Source organism: Pectobacterium aroidearum (genome assembly GCF_015689195.1).
Taxonomy (GTDB): Bacteria; Pseudomonadota; Gammaproteobacteria; order Enterobacterales; family Enterobacteriaceae; genus Pectobacterium; species Pectobacterium aroidearum.
In genome coordinates, this window is sequence record NZ_CP065044.1 from 2,614,254 (window position 1) to 2,629,983 (window position 15,730).

Annotated in this window: 13 protein-coding genes; 3 read left to right on the plus strand and 10 right to left on the minus strand. The window is 54.5% G+C overall.

The annotated features are described in order from the left end of the window. Nucleotides 1-39: 39 nt before the first annotated feature. Nucleotides 40-1,704, minus strand: coding sequence for a ShlB/FhaC/HecB family hemolysin secretion/activation protein (locus tag I2D83_RS11680; RefSeq protein WP_205946562.1), 1,665 nt, complete (start codon nucleotides 1,702-1,704; stop codon nucleotides 40-42). A 335-nt stretch (nucleotides 1,705-2,039) separates the two neighbouring features. Here I2D83_RS11680 and I2D83_RS11685 point away from each other — a divergent pair, with 335 nt between their 5' ends. Continuing rightward, a complete protein-coding gene (locus tag I2D83_RS11685; protein WP_182100217.1) occupies nucleotides 2,040-2,705 on the plus strand; it encodes a GntR family transcriptional regulator in 666 nt (221 codons plus the stop codon). 9 nt (nucleotides 2,706-2,714) lie between these two features. On the opposite strand, the gene I2D83_RS11690 is transcribed toward I2D83_RS11685, so the two are convergent. Continuing rightward, entirely contained in the window at nucleotides 2,715-3,137 is a 423-nt protein-coding gene (locus I2D83_RS11690) for a type III secretion system chaperone (protein WP_181846845.1), read from the minus strand. Nucleotides 3,138-3,172: 35 nt separating this feature from the next. Beyond that, on the minus strand, nucleotides 3,173-8,056 hold the full coding sequence (locus I2D83_RS11695; protein ID WP_205946563.1) for an AvrE-family type 3 secretion system effector: 4,884 nt from the start codon (nucleotides 8,054-8,056) through the stop codon (nucleotides 3,173-3,175). A 174-nt stretch (nucleotides 8,057-8,230) separates the two neighbouring features. On the opposite strand from I2D83_RS11695, the gene I2D83_RS11700 reads away from it, so the two are divergent. Continuing rightward, the gene (locus tag I2D83_RS11700; RefSeq protein ID WP_205946564.1) at nucleotides 8,231-9,700 is read left to right on the plus strand and encodes a pectate lyase; all 1,470 of its coding nucleotides are present in this window, start codon (nucleotides 8,231-8,233) and stop codon (nucleotides 9,698-9,700) included. Nucleotide 9,701: 1 nt separating this feature from the next. Continuing rightward, the gene (locus tag I2D83_RS11705; protein ID WP_181828617.1) at nucleotides 9,702-10,025 is read left to right on the plus strand and encodes a DNA-binding protein; all 324 of its coding nucleotides are present in this window, start codon (nucleotides 9,702-9,704) and stop codon (nucleotides 10,023-10,025) included. A gap of 133 nt (nucleotides 10,026-10,158) precedes the next feature. Here the strand turns inward: I2D83_RS11705 and I2D83_RS11710 are convergent, their stop codons facing one another. The 7 genes from I2D83_RS11710 to I2D83_RS11740 form a co-directional block, all read right to left on the minus strand. Further along, a complete protein-coding gene (locus tag I2D83_RS11710) occupies nucleotides 10,159-10,617 on the minus strand; it encodes a hypothetical protein (RefSeq protein WP_205946565.1) in 459 nt (152 codons plus the stop codon). Nucleotides 10,618-11,024: 407 nt separating this feature from the next. Further along, nucleotides 11,025-12,107, minus strand: coding sequence for a harpin HrpZ family protein (locus I2D83_RS11715; protein ID WP_220273741.1), 1,083 nt, complete (start codon nucleotides 12,105-12,107; stop codon nucleotides 11,025-11,027). 145 nt (nucleotides 12,108-12,252) lie between these two features. Further along, entirely contained in the window at nucleotides 12,253-12,600 is a 348-nt protein-coding gene (locus I2D83_RS11720; RefSeq protein WP_181846849.1) for a type III secretion protein, read from the minus strand. Continuing rightward, nucleotides 12,593-12,784: an HrpT family type III secretion system protein gene (hrpT, locus tag I2D83_RS11725; protein WP_015840420.1), complete on the minus strand. Its 192-nt coding sequence runs from the start codon at nucleotides 12,782-12,784 to the stop codon at nucleotides 12,593-12,595. The genes I2D83_RS11720 and hrpT overlap by 8 nt, the downstream gene beginning before the upstream one ends. A 138-nt stretch (nucleotides 12,785-12,922) precedes the next feature. Continuing rightward, a complete protein-coding gene (gene sctC / locus I2D83_RS11730; RefSeq protein WP_205946566.1) occupies nucleotides 12,923-14,992 on the minus strand; it encodes a type III secretion system outer membrane ring subunit SctC in 2,070 nt (689 codons plus the stop codon). Continuing rightward, entirely contained in the window at nucleotides 14,985-15,419 is a 435-nt protein-coding gene (locus tag I2D83_RS11735) for a type III secretion system chaperone (RefSeq protein ID WP_181828624.1), read from the minus strand. Before I2D83_RS11735 ends, sctC begins: the two co-directional genes overlap by 8 nt. Then, nucleotides 15,406-15,630 carry a type III secretion protein HrpF gene (locus I2D83_RS11740; RefSeq protein ID WP_015840423.1) on the minus strand — a complete coding sequence of 75 codons (225 nt, stop codon included), beginning with the start codon at nucleotides 15,628-15,630 and terminating at the stop codon, nucleotides 15,406-15,408. The genes I2D83_RS11735 and I2D83_RS11740 overlap by 14 nt, the downstream gene beginning before the upstream one ends. Between the last annotated feature and the right edge of the window lie 100 nt (nucleotides 15,631-15,730).

Genomic DNA, 15,730 nt, shown 5'->3' on the forward strand with positions numbered 1-15,730 from the left:
ACGATGCACAATTAGCAAAGAAAAATTAACAACGAATAATTAAAACGACAGCCCAACGCGGTAATACACCACGGCGCTATCCGGTTTTAGCCAGTCGGGGTGTGCCAACGGCCAGCCAACCGTGATTTGTTGTGAGAGATATTGATTCGCGACGCCAGCCCCTACCGCCGCGCCCCACAGCGTACCCGCCGATTCGCTTTCAGCTTTCTGTGAGAAAAGATGCCCGCCGTCCACCGCCGCCGTCAGGGTAACGCTGCCCAACAGCGGCAACTGTGCCGCCCGCCAGTTGAGTTCGTTGCGCCAGTAACCGCCACGATTGCCGGAGAGATACTGCTCTTTGAAACCCCGTACGGAAGTTTCCCCGCCCAGCGTGACCTGTTCACTGCCATACAGGCGCTGCGGTGAATACTGACCATAGAGGTTGGTGAGGTAATGGAGGTTGTCAGCAATCGGGTAGTAATAACTGGCCGCCAGCGTCACTTTGTTGAATTCGGCACGCAGCGCATCATCAGATTTCCCTTCATCGCTTTCCGCGCCGAACCAGCGCGTTCCCCGGCTATAAGCAGGGTTGAGCGTCGCCAGCCCGCCCCACAGTTTCTGGCTGTGATTGATGCCGATAATCGCACTGCTGAGCTTACGACTGCTGGATTGCAGCAGAACACTGTTCAGGTAGTTCTGCCCGATACGGTGCGACATGCCTGCCGAGAGGCTGGTTTTCATGTCACCGTTGCGGAATATCACGCGTGACAGCGTGGCGCGGTGCGTTTGACTATCACCCGTTGAATGCCAGAGAAAATCCCGGTTGATGAAATCGTTACGGTAACGGCTTTGAGAATAGTCGTAGCTGAGCGTCCAGTAGCCGTAAGGCAGCGAGACGCCCGCCTGCAGGCTTTCGGCATTGCGACTATCGCGAAATTCGCTACTGTGTCCACCGTTGATAAACCACTGGTCGGCCAGCCCCAGCACGTTATCCGCCCACAGGCCGCCGTTTAGCTGCCGTTCCCCGGTGCTTTTCTGCCCGCTATTATCGAAACCGATATTTGCCGTCAGCGGAATTTGCTTTTTACTGGTCAGGTTGACGATGGAATAACCGGGCTGGTTGCCGGGCTGAATTTCGATGCTCACCTGCTGCGTCGGCATGCGGTTGAGCTGTTCCATGCCCTGTTCGATATCCCGGAGATTGAGAATTTCGCCTTCCAGGCCTGGGAAAACCTGTTTTAATGCCCACGTTGATTGGTTATTAAGATTAATAGATTCGAGACGACCTTCCAGAATATCGATCTGCAATACGCCGCCAGAAAGATCCTGCTCAGCAATAAAAGCGCGACTGGTAATATAACCCCGTTCGATATACCAATTACTGACGTCATGAATCAGCTGATTTATATCATTAACATTAAGGCAACGATTAATATAATCTTTATTTAACCTGTTTTTATCTCTTTCACGCAGCAGCGAGCTATTGTAATAATGAATATCTTTAATGAAAAAACAGTGTCCGGCATTACTTCCGCCTGTGGGATTCACCGTTGTTTGTGGCTGATTTAATTGCAATAAGGAATCGCGCTGCTGCCGGGATTGATCGATCACCTCGGCCTGGCGCTGCTGAATGTCATTTCGGTCTGCCGGATTAAGCGGCGCGGAAAATACGGTATAAGAAAATAGCGCAGGCATGATAGCAATCAGCCTGAAAAAACCACGCATGGTTTCATCCCTGATGATAATAATTTTTTTGGCATAGTAGAGCCGTTAATTACCAAGCTCAATATGTCAGGTAATATATAATTTTATGATAATGGATTTGCGTTAAGTCGCGATAAAATATTTCCTTAACCAATAATTTCAGCTCTGTTACACCTCGTCACACAATGCTGCGCATTTCATGACCTTTTCTTGTCGATTCGTCAACCGACAGACACCTCGCCCATAGCTTCGTTGATGCATCATATTGTATATTAGCGCCTCATCGCCGTAGGTTATTGCGGCACTCACTTATATTTATCTCACCACGTTGCGCAGCGCTTCTCTCTGGGGGAACAGTGAATTATCCAATCGGGCAGATCAATCACAGCTATCTGGGCTCCAGCGTTTATACCATGCTGCGCGAAGCGTTAATTACCGGCCAACTCAAACCGGACGACCGCCTGAGAATACGGGAGCTTGCCGCACAGGTGGGTACCAGCGTCACACCAGTGCGAGATGCGATCCTGCAATTGGCGAAAGAACAGGCGCTGGTGCTCAAAACGCCGCGTGATATCCGTGTTCCCCAGTTGACCGAAGCGCAATTTATCGAGATCCGCACATTGCGGCTGGCGCTGGAAGGCACGGGAGCCGAGCAGGCTGCCGCACACATTACGCCGAAGATGCTGGAGCAGATTGAAGAGAATATTCGCCAGAATCGTCTGGCAATTGACGAGAAAAATCTACGCGAAGCGCTGCGATTAAATAGTGAGTTTCACCTGTTTCTGGCGCAGGCGGCGCGTATGCCGCTGTTGACGCAGTTCATCGGCAGCTTGTGGATGCGCACCGGCCCGCTGATTGCACAGGCCTATGCGCATTTTTCCGTGCAGATGGCGATCGAACATCATGAAGATGTCCTTGCCGCGCTACAGCAGCACGATGCCAGCAGCGCCCGACAGGCCATCCAATCCGATATTCTGGATGGCAGCGAAACAATGTTGGCCTTTATTGCGATAGAACAATAGGTTATCGCGTTATGCCGCCATGAGTCGTGGCAACAAGCCGCGAATCAGCAGTCGGATTTCTTTTGCCTGACTGATAAACGCGGGCAGCAACGCGGTAAAGCCGGGTTCATCGAGCGATTCTGCGGTGTGCTGAGTGCACAAACGCAGCGTGGAATTCTCATCCAGCGCCAGCCAGCAGCCTTTCATCGCCGCCATTTCAAAGTTAATCATCAGCATGAGCTGATAAACCGCCGTGCTGACATCCCCCTGAAATCGCATCACATCGCTGTGTAATAGCAGCACGCTGCTGCTGGTGGGGACCTCTAACACCACCGCTTCCTGTCCGTCAGATTCGCGTAGCGCACAGATGCCGTCCTGCAGACTCAGTTGAGTACGGCTGAGCGAACCGTAATGGCGCAGTAGGCGAGTAATATGCTGTTGTGTGGGTGTCATCCTGTTCTCCTTTAATCACCGTGTGTTATTTACGATCAGCCGTTAAGTTGCAGGCCTTCCTGCTGTAACTGCTGCAGGGCGTTGGCGGTAGCCGGACTGGCTTTAGCAATTTCGCCGCTCAGTTTGTAGCTTTGCGGTACGTTTTGATCCTGCCCGTAACTGAAGCTGACGCTACCGAGCAGTTTATTCATGCTGACGCCCGCGCTGCTTGAGGCGTTAATGATGACCGCTGGGGTATTGAACCCTTCGCTCTTCTTCACCGTCTGCGAGACATCAATACTGGCGAGACGTAAATTATTGCCGTCTTTAAACAGCGCGATGACGTCATCTTTGCCGTGCGTTTTGTCCTGAATGCCCTTCTCTATCTTCTCCCGCACATCGTCTTTCAGCTCCAGCGCAACCGTCACCGACGCTCTGTCGTTATCCTGCAAGCGGCTCACGATATCCTTCAGTGCAGGGTTGTCCGCAATCAGTTGATTAATGCGATCGGCATTACTCGGCGGCAGCGAAGAAAACAAATGGTTGCCGATGACCTGGAACAGCCCGTTTTCCGTCAATTTACTGAGATTGGTGTAGGACGTCGTGTGTTTGACGCTATCCAGCGTGGCTCCGTCGCGCTGCGCAACATCCTGCCGCACGTTCAGCTTTTTCAGGCTCATCAATCCCTGATGCTGATCGTCAGTTTTTGCCGTTTTATCCGCAAAGTGCTCATTCAGTATGGCTAATTGATCGTCCGGCTCCGCCATTTTTTTCACACCGTCAATCAAAAGCTGACTGGCCGGATCGTTAAACGCGGAGTTCAGCGTTTTGGTCAGCGAATCGATGTCCTTTTTCTCCAGCGGTTCGGCTTTCTTCAAGCCCAGACTGATCGACTGGTTAGTGCGTGAGTCTGCTGCCACATTCACCCCGATACTGGCCGAGGTGAAGAACGGAACGGTGCCATCCGATGTCGTTCTGGCCGCACCGGCACTCAGGGTCGCGTTTGCCCCCATCGCGGCCTGATTCATGAAACGCAGGCGGTTGTCGGATTCCGTGTAGGTTGTGGATTTTTCACCTTGTGCAACGCTGGACGAACTGGTGGCAGACAGCACATTGGCGCTTGCCGTCAGACCGACGGATCCGCGCAGCGTAGCGCTGGTTGGCGCCGCACCTTTTTCCGTCAGGTTTATGCCGCCGCGCAGCTCCAGCGCCGCGTTGCTATCCAGATTGAAGCTAACCGTTTTACCGGCCTTCACGCTGTGCTGCTCCCCTTTATCCAGCAGGGCAAGCGGGTTGATCGTGCCGCTCGACAGGCCGTCAATAAATCCAGGCAGTTCTTCTTCGCTGAGGGTGAAATTCAGGGCGTTTTGCTGCGCCATTTGCAGGCTGGCGGATACGCCGAATGAGGCGCGGACATCCGGTGCAAAGCTGTGTTTACTGTTAATACTTTGCGTCATCTGCTCCGTGGTTTTCCCTGTCAGATACTGGCTGACGTCATACCCGCCGGAGTAGCTCACTTTACCGGTGATGCCACCTGAACGCTCGAAGGCGACATTGATGCCGTTTTCACCGCGAGAAAAACTCAGATTGTAATTCCGTTCGCCGCTGACACCACCACCCGGCACCGGAGGAAAAGGCAATGGCGTGCCGCTGACCACAAACGACATGGATGCTCCACCGCCATAGGTTCGGTTAAAGGCGATGCTTTCGTTGCTATCCAACGATAGGACGGTCGCCTTCATTTTATCGATCATGTCCGTCTGGTTGGCCGCCTGCATCACGGTTTTCGACGTTACGCTGACGGCATTCTCTTCTTTCCTGAACGCCTTCATAAAGGTTTTCACCGAGTCATAATCCGCTTCCAGCGCCTTATGGTTGGTGAACCCCATGTCGGTCATCTTCTTCACTGGGTTTTCGCCGTAGTCCCCCTGACGCAGCGCGTTAAGCTCTTTCATCATCGAGGCCAGTTCCGCTTCACCCGGCGATGTGCCAGATAACGTATCAATGCGATCGGTCAGCTTATGCAAATCCCCCATCACCAGGGTATCCAGCACCAGCCGCGTTTTCGCCAGCGACAGGGCGTCGCTGGTATCCCGCTGCTGCCCAAACGCGTCACTATTCGGCTTTTGAGCAATCGGCGTTTTGCTGTCTACAAAGGCTTTGATCAACGTACCCGCCGTACTCGTTTTCGATGAAGGGTTACTTTCCATCGCCGCCAGCAGCACCGGAGCCAGATCTTTTTCTCTGCCGTGCACGCTGGCAGGCTTGCCTTCCGTGTTTATGACACCGTTATCGTTCACCACGCCCTGTTGCCTGCCAATAAGCAGGGCTGCTTTGGCCGAACTGCTTTCCAGTTCGGTATGGAACTGTTTGAGCAAGTTCACCAACGGTTTCCCTTTCTCCCCCAGATCCAGCTTATCTAGCTTACTTTCCAGATCCATCGCCGCGCTCTGCGGCTGGCCCGTTGTGGCATCCAGTTTTTTCAGTAACTCCGTCTGCATGTCGTAAACGGGCTTCAATCCTTCACGCCCGCTGATCTGGTGCTGAACATGGTCAGCAACGGTTTTTAACGGCCGGGGGACTTCCATGGAGAACGAGACAACATGCGCTCTGAGCAAATCTGACAGCTTGCTTTTCACCTGCTGTGACTCTTCGCCGGTTTTACCCAGAACCTGCACATCGGCTTTAACCGTGACCCCGGTCAACGGTATCTTCGTCCCTTTTGTCGCGACATCAAGCCGGCCAAACACCGTTTCTGCGGCACGCGCTTCCGAGGGTAATGGCGTTTCCCCTTTCGGCACCGTCGTTTTCCACGCCTTGCCTTGCTGGGTATGGAGCTCATGATCGTCATGCGCCACCTGCAAATGATGCTGCGCATCCGTGCTCAGCGAATTGACTTTCCCCTCAATCGGCGTCTTCACCGGCTGCCATTGGGCAGAGTCATGATTAGCCGCATTTTGCCAGTCGGCCTTCGGCAGTTGGAAAAGCTGTCCGTCTTTGTTCAAGGCGAAGAGCGTCTGCTGGTGATCCAGCGTGATGTCTTGAATCTCACCGGACAACCCATTTTTAGGCAACGCCAGCGGTGGCGCGGCGAGTTTATCCGTTCCCGGTTTGATCTGATGGAAATGCAGATCGCCCTGCTTATCGACGGCAATAAATTTATTGCGGTTGAGCACCGCCATCGCCGATACGCCGTCGTCCTTGGCGATCCCAGGAAGCGCCGTGCCCGCAGACGGCGTCATTCGCACCTGCGGCAGCGCAAACACAGTGTTGTCACCGTGTGTAAAAGAGCCGGATTTCTGGTTGATGGACAGCGGCGTGATTTCACCGTCTTTCAGCGTGTAAGCCTGATTGTCTAGTCCGCGCTTCAGTTGGCTGGCTTCAACGCTGGATGCCTCCCAGTTTTGGGTATTGCCGTTGTGAAAATGGACTTTGCCGTCCTGTAACCCAATTTGCCCTAGTCGCCCCAGATCTAAGGTGTCTTTCGCGGCTGGGGCTGTCGTCGTCAGCCCCAGTTTGTTATCGACGACCAGACTGTCGCTCAGGTTCCACCCCGGCGTTGGCGACAGCCCATTTTGTCCGAGAGAAGCGACGTGTTTTTGTCCCTGACGATCGGTGGCGAGCGCCTGCGGCTGGCCGTGTTCATCATGGGCAAATCCAGTAATACGATGGTCGTTGCCCAGCACCGCATTCAATTCCGGCGTACTGACGGGGGTTAATGTAACCTGTTGTTCACCCGTTTCAGGCCGTGGTGCGTGGTAAAGTTTGCCGTCATTATCGGCAATCAGCAGATGTTCTGCGGTTAACCCCACCGCTTTTGCATACACCGGTTCACCGCTTGCCAGTTTGAGATCCACCGGCTGCGGCGCAGCATCCAACGCGCTCATCAGATGCAGTTGCGTAAGGTGATCCTGCTCGGTCAGCACAGCCGATTGCCCATTCTGATTAGCGGAGAACGCCGTAATCTTATCGCTGAACGTGGCTGATTCCGTTCCCGCCGAGAGATTACTCAGCGTGTGATTATCTTTAACCGCATACAGTTGCCCATCCCCCTGCCGGGATAACTGGCTGTGGGCGACATCGCTGCTTTGTTGCCAGACGCCAAACTCGGTGTTTAACGCAAAAAGTTTGCCGTCATGCAGGCGCAATTGCTCGCCCGCGCCTGAAGCTGAATCAGGCTGTCGGTGAATACCGGTCAACAGCTCATGGTTCATGCGCCCAGATAGCGGCACGTTGGTGGATTTCCCCGCTTTTGTTTGTAGGGAGAGATGCTCTGGCGTGGATTCCAGCTTTACGCTACCTGCGCTCGATTTGCCCGTCGGCATCGCGCTGCGGCCGCTGCTGTGAAGCGCAATATGCTGATCGTCATTGCTTTGAATCACGAACAATCGCCCTGATTTATCGACTAGCGCATGCTGCTGCGTATCCTGATTTTCATGGTGGGCAACGAACGGCTGGCCATTTTTCCCGATGGTCTGTTGTAACAGCGTGGTCAGCGCCTCCGGCAAGCCTTTGCCGAACTGAAGCTTACCGTGGCTGTTCAGCGTGATATCGGATTTAGCCGCAGGTGGCGCGGCACTGCTACTGCTGATTTTGCTCTCAGCCGCCGCGATGGAGGCAAAACGCGGCAGGCTCTGGATAGGTCCGCCTGACGCCAGCGAATCGCGCGATGGACGCGCTAAGGCCTTCCCCATGTCTTCCGATGAAAATAGTTCGCGTAAGGTCGTTGATCGCGTCCCCTGACTCTTCACCTGGCTGCTGCTTCCCTGCTCCAGCTCGGGCGGTCTGTTTTTATCATGCAAACCTTGCTGAATCAGAGATTGCGCGCCTTTCTGGCTCGCACTGGTGCTACTGCCCTGCGATAACGATGTTTTAGCTAACGTAGCTGGTGCAATCTCCGAAATGGACAGACCAGGCTGAACATGCTGGATTTTCTGCATAACAAGTTCCAAAGGTGATGAGGTGAACGTATCGGTTAAGTGGTCGTTTTCCCCTTCTGGTTCCCATCATCTTTCTCTTCCTTACGGGGAACCACATCACGCCTCTCCTCACTTAATACGCAACAGACGTAAGCCTGTTAATAACCCATCACGATTCACTTTCAAGGAGATGTTATGGCTGATATGACGATTACGCTCAGCATACAACCCGGCGCAGGCCTGTCCTCAACAGGCCTGAATTCCCCGCTTTCAGGCAGCAACAGCGGGGCATCGCAACGCTCTGCACAGCAAGATAGCCAGCTCATGGAGGCGCTGGGCACCCTGCTCAGCGCGCTCTTGCCTAATGCACAGGGCAATACACCGTCCTCGACCGATGGCAGTCCGCTAGGCCAGACGGGCGCGGGCAACGGAGGGAGCTCGGCGTTAGGACAAAACGGTAGCCCCGCCGATATGCTGATGAAACTGTTGGAAGCGCTAATTCCAGGGAAAAACGGGCAGGAAGCAGGGAATCCGCTCTCTTCCGGTTCGTCGGGTGCGGCAGGTGGCAATAGTGGTGCCTCACCGCTGACGGGATCATCTGGCCCTGGTGGCGCAGGCAGCGCACAAAACCCAGAAGATCTGAGCCGCTCTCTGCTGCAAGATTCGGCTGGCAGCGCATTAGATAATGCCATTAGCCCAACGGCGGACGGCGGCGGCCAACTGAGCGGTAACGATCTGTTAAAAGCGCTGCTGGAATTGATCGGCAATCTGATGGATTCACAGAAAGGTGAGTTTGGCCAACCGCAAGGTAGCGGCCAATCCCAAGGTGGCGGATCGCCGTCAGTGGGCGCACCGCAGGCTGCATCCGGCGGTGGCGGTGGATCGCCTGCCGCACCGTCTGCTGGCGGCGGCGGTTCACCTGCTGCACCATCAGCGCCCTCTTCACCCGTTGGAGGCGGCGGCGCAGCACCCGCTCCACTAACGGCCACACCATCTGGCATTGGTGGCGGTTCGGCAGCATCCCCCACGACATCAACAGCAGGTGCTGGCCCAGTCTCTTTCCCAACCGCCAGCGGTGATGCCACGGTGGTAAATGAAACCATTAAAGTCGGCCCTGGAGAAACCTTTGACGGCGGTGGTAAAACCTTTACTGCCGGCAGCAAGTTAGGTGACGGTGGCCAGGCTGAAGGCCAGAAACCAGTATTTGAGCTGGCTCCGGGCGCGACGCTGAAAAATGTGGTGTTTGGTGATAACGCAGCGGATGGTGTGCACGTTCGCGGCGATGCCAAGATTGATAACGTACACTGGACCAACGTGGGTGAAGATGCGCTGACGGTGAAATCCAATACTGGCAAACCTGCTAACGTGGAAATCACCAACAGTAGCGCTCAGGGCGCTGCCGACAAGATTTTCCAGTTGAACGCAGACGCCAATCTGACCATCGATAATTTCAAAGCGAAAGATTTCGGTACATTTGTTCGCACCAACGGCGGACAACAGGGTAACTGGAATTTGAACCTGAGTAACATTGATGCAGAAAACGGCAAGTTCTCATTCGTGAAAAGCGACAGTGAAGGGTTGAACGTTAAAGGCAGCAATATCAACCTGACGAATGTCAATAATCACTACAAAGTGCCTGATTCCGCCAACTTGCAGGTGAATTAAGATGCCAAACACGATGACCACTCCCACACCGACACGCTGGGCAGATCTCGCCAGACAAGGCGGATACATCACGCCTGCTCAGCGTGAATCATTCACTCAGGCCATCCACCTGGTGAGAGCACAGTTGAACACCGTACTTGGTCAGTCAGGATCGCTGCGGCGGGGTGAGTTCGAGTTCGACGCCTTTGTGGATTCGCTGGAGCAGGATTTCCTGCATCAGGCCGATATCCATACGAAGAACGGGCTACACAGCGACGTGGCGCAGACCTCGTTCTGGGTCGCCCGCCTCATCGCCGATCGTTTTATTGCGGTGCGTCAAATGTAATACCTGCGCCATACCGCACCGGGGAAAAGCCAGCCAGGGAAACCTGTGCTGGCTTTATTACTTACTGACTATAAAAAAGAAGATAACCATTCCTGATACTATTTTTCTTATTCTTCCTGCATCACCAGATCATTTAGTATTGTGGGTAACGCGTTTCCCAATTTTTCTTGAAGTGACTTTCATTCACGCCAAATGTCTGCTCTATGAAGGCCATACATTTATAGAAATCATCGAAGGTATAATAGTCGTCACCCTTCACATGTGCCGCGAAAACCTCGGAGTCAGAGTCTTCCAGATATTGCTTTTCAATATCGCAAACATTTAGGTTATAGAGCCAGAAAACATTGTTTCTATCAGGAACGTAGCCTAATGCTTTTACTTCCGGGTACATTTCTTCCAGCGTCAGCATTCCTTTTTCCAGAAAACCCATTTCTCTTTCAAACATCTCTTCAGGGAAATAAGCTCTGGGTCTGATGATAATAAAACGTGAATCCTTACCGCCATTGATATCCATTTCACAGTAGGAACCGTCTCTAACATCCCCTCTAAAGCCGTAGGGGTATGGGTTATAGGGGGTGATTTTCTCGGTCATGACTTACGTCCTTACTGTGCCCAGTATCGTGATTGCCGACGGTAGCAGGCATAACCCACGGTTGCATTTCTTATGAACCCGTTGATTAAAAACCAGGTGAGTGGTTTAAGTCTGGCTAAAGACAACTCGTTGAGGGCAATGGGCTTACGCAACAAGAGGCAGGCTTGACGAGGCAGAATAGAATAATGAAAACGTTCCATGTGGTTCCTTGACGCAAGTCCCGTTAAGAAAAAGTCGCGCGTAAAGGATAGCAAGCGAAGTGAAAACGCCATAATGCAAAGAAAGGACTAAAACGGAGCAAGCTGATTGAATTGATTTAAATTGAATTGAAATAATCACATTAAAACTAATAGAAAGGGAGCAGCGCTTCCGCCCTGCTCCCTGTCGTTTTTTCGCCTTTTTTCGTTTTAGCTGGCGAGCTTTTGCAGCCCCATATTGACGATGCGGTCACCAATCATGGCCGCATCAATACCCAGAGACGAGCCACCATTGCCGCGAGCGTTCAGGTTGGTATTGCCGGTATCACCGGCGACCGCGCTCTTGATCATACCCACAGCCTTCATGAATTTATCCATGCTGCCTTTGGTCATGCCGTCGTCATCCGGTTTGCTCAGCGCTTTCGCCCAGGATTTGTCATCCTGCTTCGCCGTCTGCCAGTTATCTTTCTGATATTCCGGCTTGCCGAAGACTTCAGGATATTGATCCATAAACTGACCAATTTCTTTCGCCATCGCCCGATCTTCTTTATCCACGAAGTAACGGGTCGGACTGTCATTGTGTGTGCTGATGTTGTTCAGCTCCTGCAAACCGGCTTTTTGCCCAACGCTCATCCCCAGCGTGCTGCCCAGTTGATTGAAAGCGCCAGCGCCACTCAAGCCTTGCAAACCGTTGTTACCCAGTTGCAGCGGTGAAGTTTGCCCTTTCGCCTGGCTCAGGCCGTTGCCCAAAATGGCGGACAGCGCATCGTTAACGCCCTGGGTATAGGCAGAAATTTCCGGCGACGCTGGCTGCTTGTTGCCGAAAAGTCCACCCTGTTGCTGCGACATGCCGCCGCCCAGCAGATCTTCCAGTGCGCTAAACAACAGGCTGCCCATCATGGCCGATGGATTCATGGCATTCATACCGGCACCCAGCGCCCCGCCCAAGCCACCGCCGAGTGCGCTGCCCAGTCCGCTACCGAGGCTGCTGCCAAGACCGCCACCCAGCCCTCCGCCCAACAAACCGCCACCTAATCCACCCAGGCTGCTGCCCAAACCACCGAGCCCACCGCCTAAACCACCACCCAGGCCGCCGCCCATCAGGCTGCCCATGAACATCATGGTCGTCATGATATCGGACAGCTGCTCTGCGATGTTGCTGCGCTGGCCACCAAACGCCGACTGCGACGGCGAGCCGCCCTGTTGTGAAGACTGAGATTGAAATAAACCGCCGTTACCACCCGCCTTGATCGTGATTTGCAGAGAGGTTCCGCCACCAAGAGAATTAAGCATAATGTTTCCTCAATGAGTAAATGGGTTATGAAAGCGCCAATGGATGTGCGGTCAGCCCGCGTAATTGTGACACTCCCCCATTAAGTGATTTTCTTGCCTGCGCGGTTCCCGTCTGATGCATAAAAACGCCTGACTTTTTCACCGTTCAGCGCGGCGGCAGACCCGCCAGACGCCACAGTTCATCGATCGCCGTGAGCGACTCATTTAATGTGGATAATGTGCGGCGTAAGCGCAGATGTTGCTGTTCATCCAGACTCAGGCTACAGGCTGGCAGCGCGTCAGCCTCCAGAAAGCGGCGTTGTAATATTTGCCGCAACATACCGGGATAATGGTGAGCCGGCGCCAACGCTAAGACGAGTGCGGCCTGACGCGCCGAGATCGCCGTAAACCACAGCGTGACGCCCGGCTGTACGACCCAGCAGGCCGTCGGTGTGGTTTCCAGCGCCATGAGAAAATCATGCTGATTGTCGAATACGGCCGCTACCTCACTCATCCACGCTAACCCTGCTGTAATCTGCCGGGCCGCTCCGCAGATCGGGCTGCCACCAGATGATGAGCTGCCGCGTTTCCGGCTGCGGACGACAAGTGACCGAGGCACAGTTGGCTACCTGCCGCGGTGCATTACAGGCGCTCAGCAGGAGTGCTATCAGCGCGATAGACAGTGCTTTGTAGTTCATGAAAATATCCTTTATTAGCTTGGGCAATTAACGAGATGAGCGGGCTGACATATCGACCTTGCCCTCCCAGCTTCCCACTTTCACAGGAGGCGTTCGGGAGGGGGGAAATGTCCTGAGGGCATCAGCCCACGCGACCGTTTATCGGGATGTCAGCACATGACGCCGGGCGGTCTGAGACGCGAGCGCGGGCTGTAACGCCAGGAATACCTCGCTGGATTCCCCCGGTGCCAGCGTCGTTTTTGGCCATACGGCTACCGCCAGCGTGCGGCTACTGGCACAGGCGGCTTCATCAAAACGCTGCGGCTGTGTTCCGCCGTTGCGCACAACGCCGACGCTCAGGCGCACCTGACCGTTGTCGTACCACTGATAGCGAGAGCTGTCGTAGATCAGACCTGACTGCGAGCGACACACCTCGCCCAAGCGCGCGCCGTTGCTGACAGTCTTAAATCCGGCGGGAAGCTGACGGCTGGCGAGATCGCGAAAGGCGCCTTCAATCTGGCTATAGAGATCCGTTTTACCGTTGCGCTGCGCGACGCGATTCATCGCACCGTTCAACTGCTGGCGATTGGCGGAGGAAACATAGCGCGTGGGATCGGTTTGATCGCCGACAAGGTGTGGCGTCAGGATAAACAGGCGTTCACGGCGGGAGACTTCGTGGCGCGTCGAGGTAAACAGTTTCCCCAACAGCGGGATATCCCCGAGGATCGGAATGCGACGATCGCGATCGCCGCTCTCCTCGACGTGGAAACCACCCAGCACCAGCGCACGGTTCTCACCGATCAGCGCCTGCGTGCTGACGGTGCCCCGCTTCACGCCCGACGCTTCACCTTCGCGCCCTGTCTCGACCTGACCATCTTCGATATCAATAACCAACTGGATGCTGCGCTGTGCGCCTTCGCCGACCACACGAGGTGTCACCTGCAGACTGGTGCCGGCAGTCACCGGTTGAATGTCTGCAACACGTTCGCCCGTAGCAGTGATAAATGCCGTCCGGCTGAAATCGACAATCGCAGGCTGATTCTCCAGCGTCAGTACGGAAGGATTAGCGACAATGGAGGCCGTTCCTTCCCCTTCCAACGCCTGAATATCGGCGAAGAAGCGTTTGAAATCGCTCACAAACAGGGTGCTTCGCCCCATCATCATGGTACTGCCCGCGCTCACATTGCCGAGCTGCGCCTGCCAGTTTGCTTCCAGCCGCGACAGAGCGGTACGGTCCACATCCAGAATAATGGCATCAATGTTGACCAGATTTTGCGGTACGTCGATATGATCGACGAGCTGCTGATACTCCGCCCGGCGTTTTTCATCATCCCGAATCAACAACGCGTTATTGCGTACATCGGCAGAAATCTTGCCGCTTAGCGTCACGCGGCTCGATGCATCCCCACTGCGACCGGGATTATTACGGGTTGCCAGGCGGGTCATCAGCGAACGCGTGCTGTCCCGCATCGCTTCCATCCCCGTATCCGGCTGCACAGGCATCGGCCCCGATGCACCCGCTGGTGCCGCACGCTGACCATCCATCAGCTCATTGAGAATGGTCGCAACACCGGGAATGGTGACCTTCTGATCGCGATATTGCAGCGTCCGGTCGGATACCGAGGCATAGCGCAAAGGAAAAATCATGACCTTACGCCGTTCGTCCTGTTTTTCCCGCTGCTGGCTAAAATTACGGATCAGATCGATATATGCCTGCGGGCCAGTGACCAGCACTACGCCTTCTTCCGGTAACTCCCCCCAGCCGAAGCGCGCATCGAGCAACCCGATACCACTGAGCGCCTGTTTAATATCAGGCGCAGCATCCGGGGAAATCTCCAGACGCACCGATGCCTGTTCATCCTGCGGGCTGACATACAGTGCGTTGTTATACACAAACCACTGAAAACGGTGCTCCAACGCCAGCCTGTCGAGAAACAGCGCGGGGGTCTCCGCCCGAATTTTCGCCGTGACGTCATTGTCCGCAATGTTGCCCAGCACCAAATCTACGCCGTGACTGTTGGCAAAATCCGTCAGAATCGCAGACAGCGGTGTTTGTTCGGCAGAATAGGCGTATGCCCCCTTGTTCCAATCGGCTGGCGTGGCGGCGTGCGCCAGAGAAATCACCCCATTTATAGGGATAATCCCCATTAACACCACCGCCCAGCAAAACCAGCGATAGACCGCCAGCAAAATGCTATACGATCGATGACGCATCAATCCCTTACGCATGTCGTTCTCCTTGCAAAAAAGCCAGCGTGTTCAGATTCAATGGAGCGGAAACGGGCACCTTTGCGCGCGGCGTGAGCATGCTCAGCCAAACGTCCCGTTGATTGAGTAGGGTTTCCAGGCTGCGGCAGAGCTGCATGACGTCATCAGCATCGGGCCGCATCCATAGCCAGAGTTGTTCATCCTGCGCAGAGAGCGACAGGATGGCGGTGTCATCCTGAAACTGGGCGTGGGCGGCATCGGCCAGTTGCAATGCTCGTGTCAGCATCGGCTCATCCGGCAACGTGCGCAGCGGAATGACCGCGCGGCACGTCACGCCCGATGACTGCCGCACCATCGCCACCGCGCCGCCGTCAATCTCCAGCTTCAACGTCGACGTTCCGCCGTTTAGCCACCGCTCCAGCATCGCGGCCAACTCAGTTGAAGTCATTGATGATGGCCTTTGCCAGACCGTGTTTAACGCTCAACAACTGCCCGACAGCCCAGCTGGCATTAGAATAATCCATGCTGGCCTCAAAAAAGGCGTAGCTATCCGCCTGACTGGCGCCGCCTTCGGCAACATTCAGCGCAATATCATCCAGTTGTTTCTGCGAATCGACCAGGTGCGCGTCAAGACGACGCTGGATTGGGTTAAGGGACATCGCACGCTCTCCTCATTAAGGTAGTTTCCTCACAACACAGGTTTGGGTCGTTGACCTAAAAATGGGTCATTGACCTGATAGTGAGTGGTTAACCCCGGCG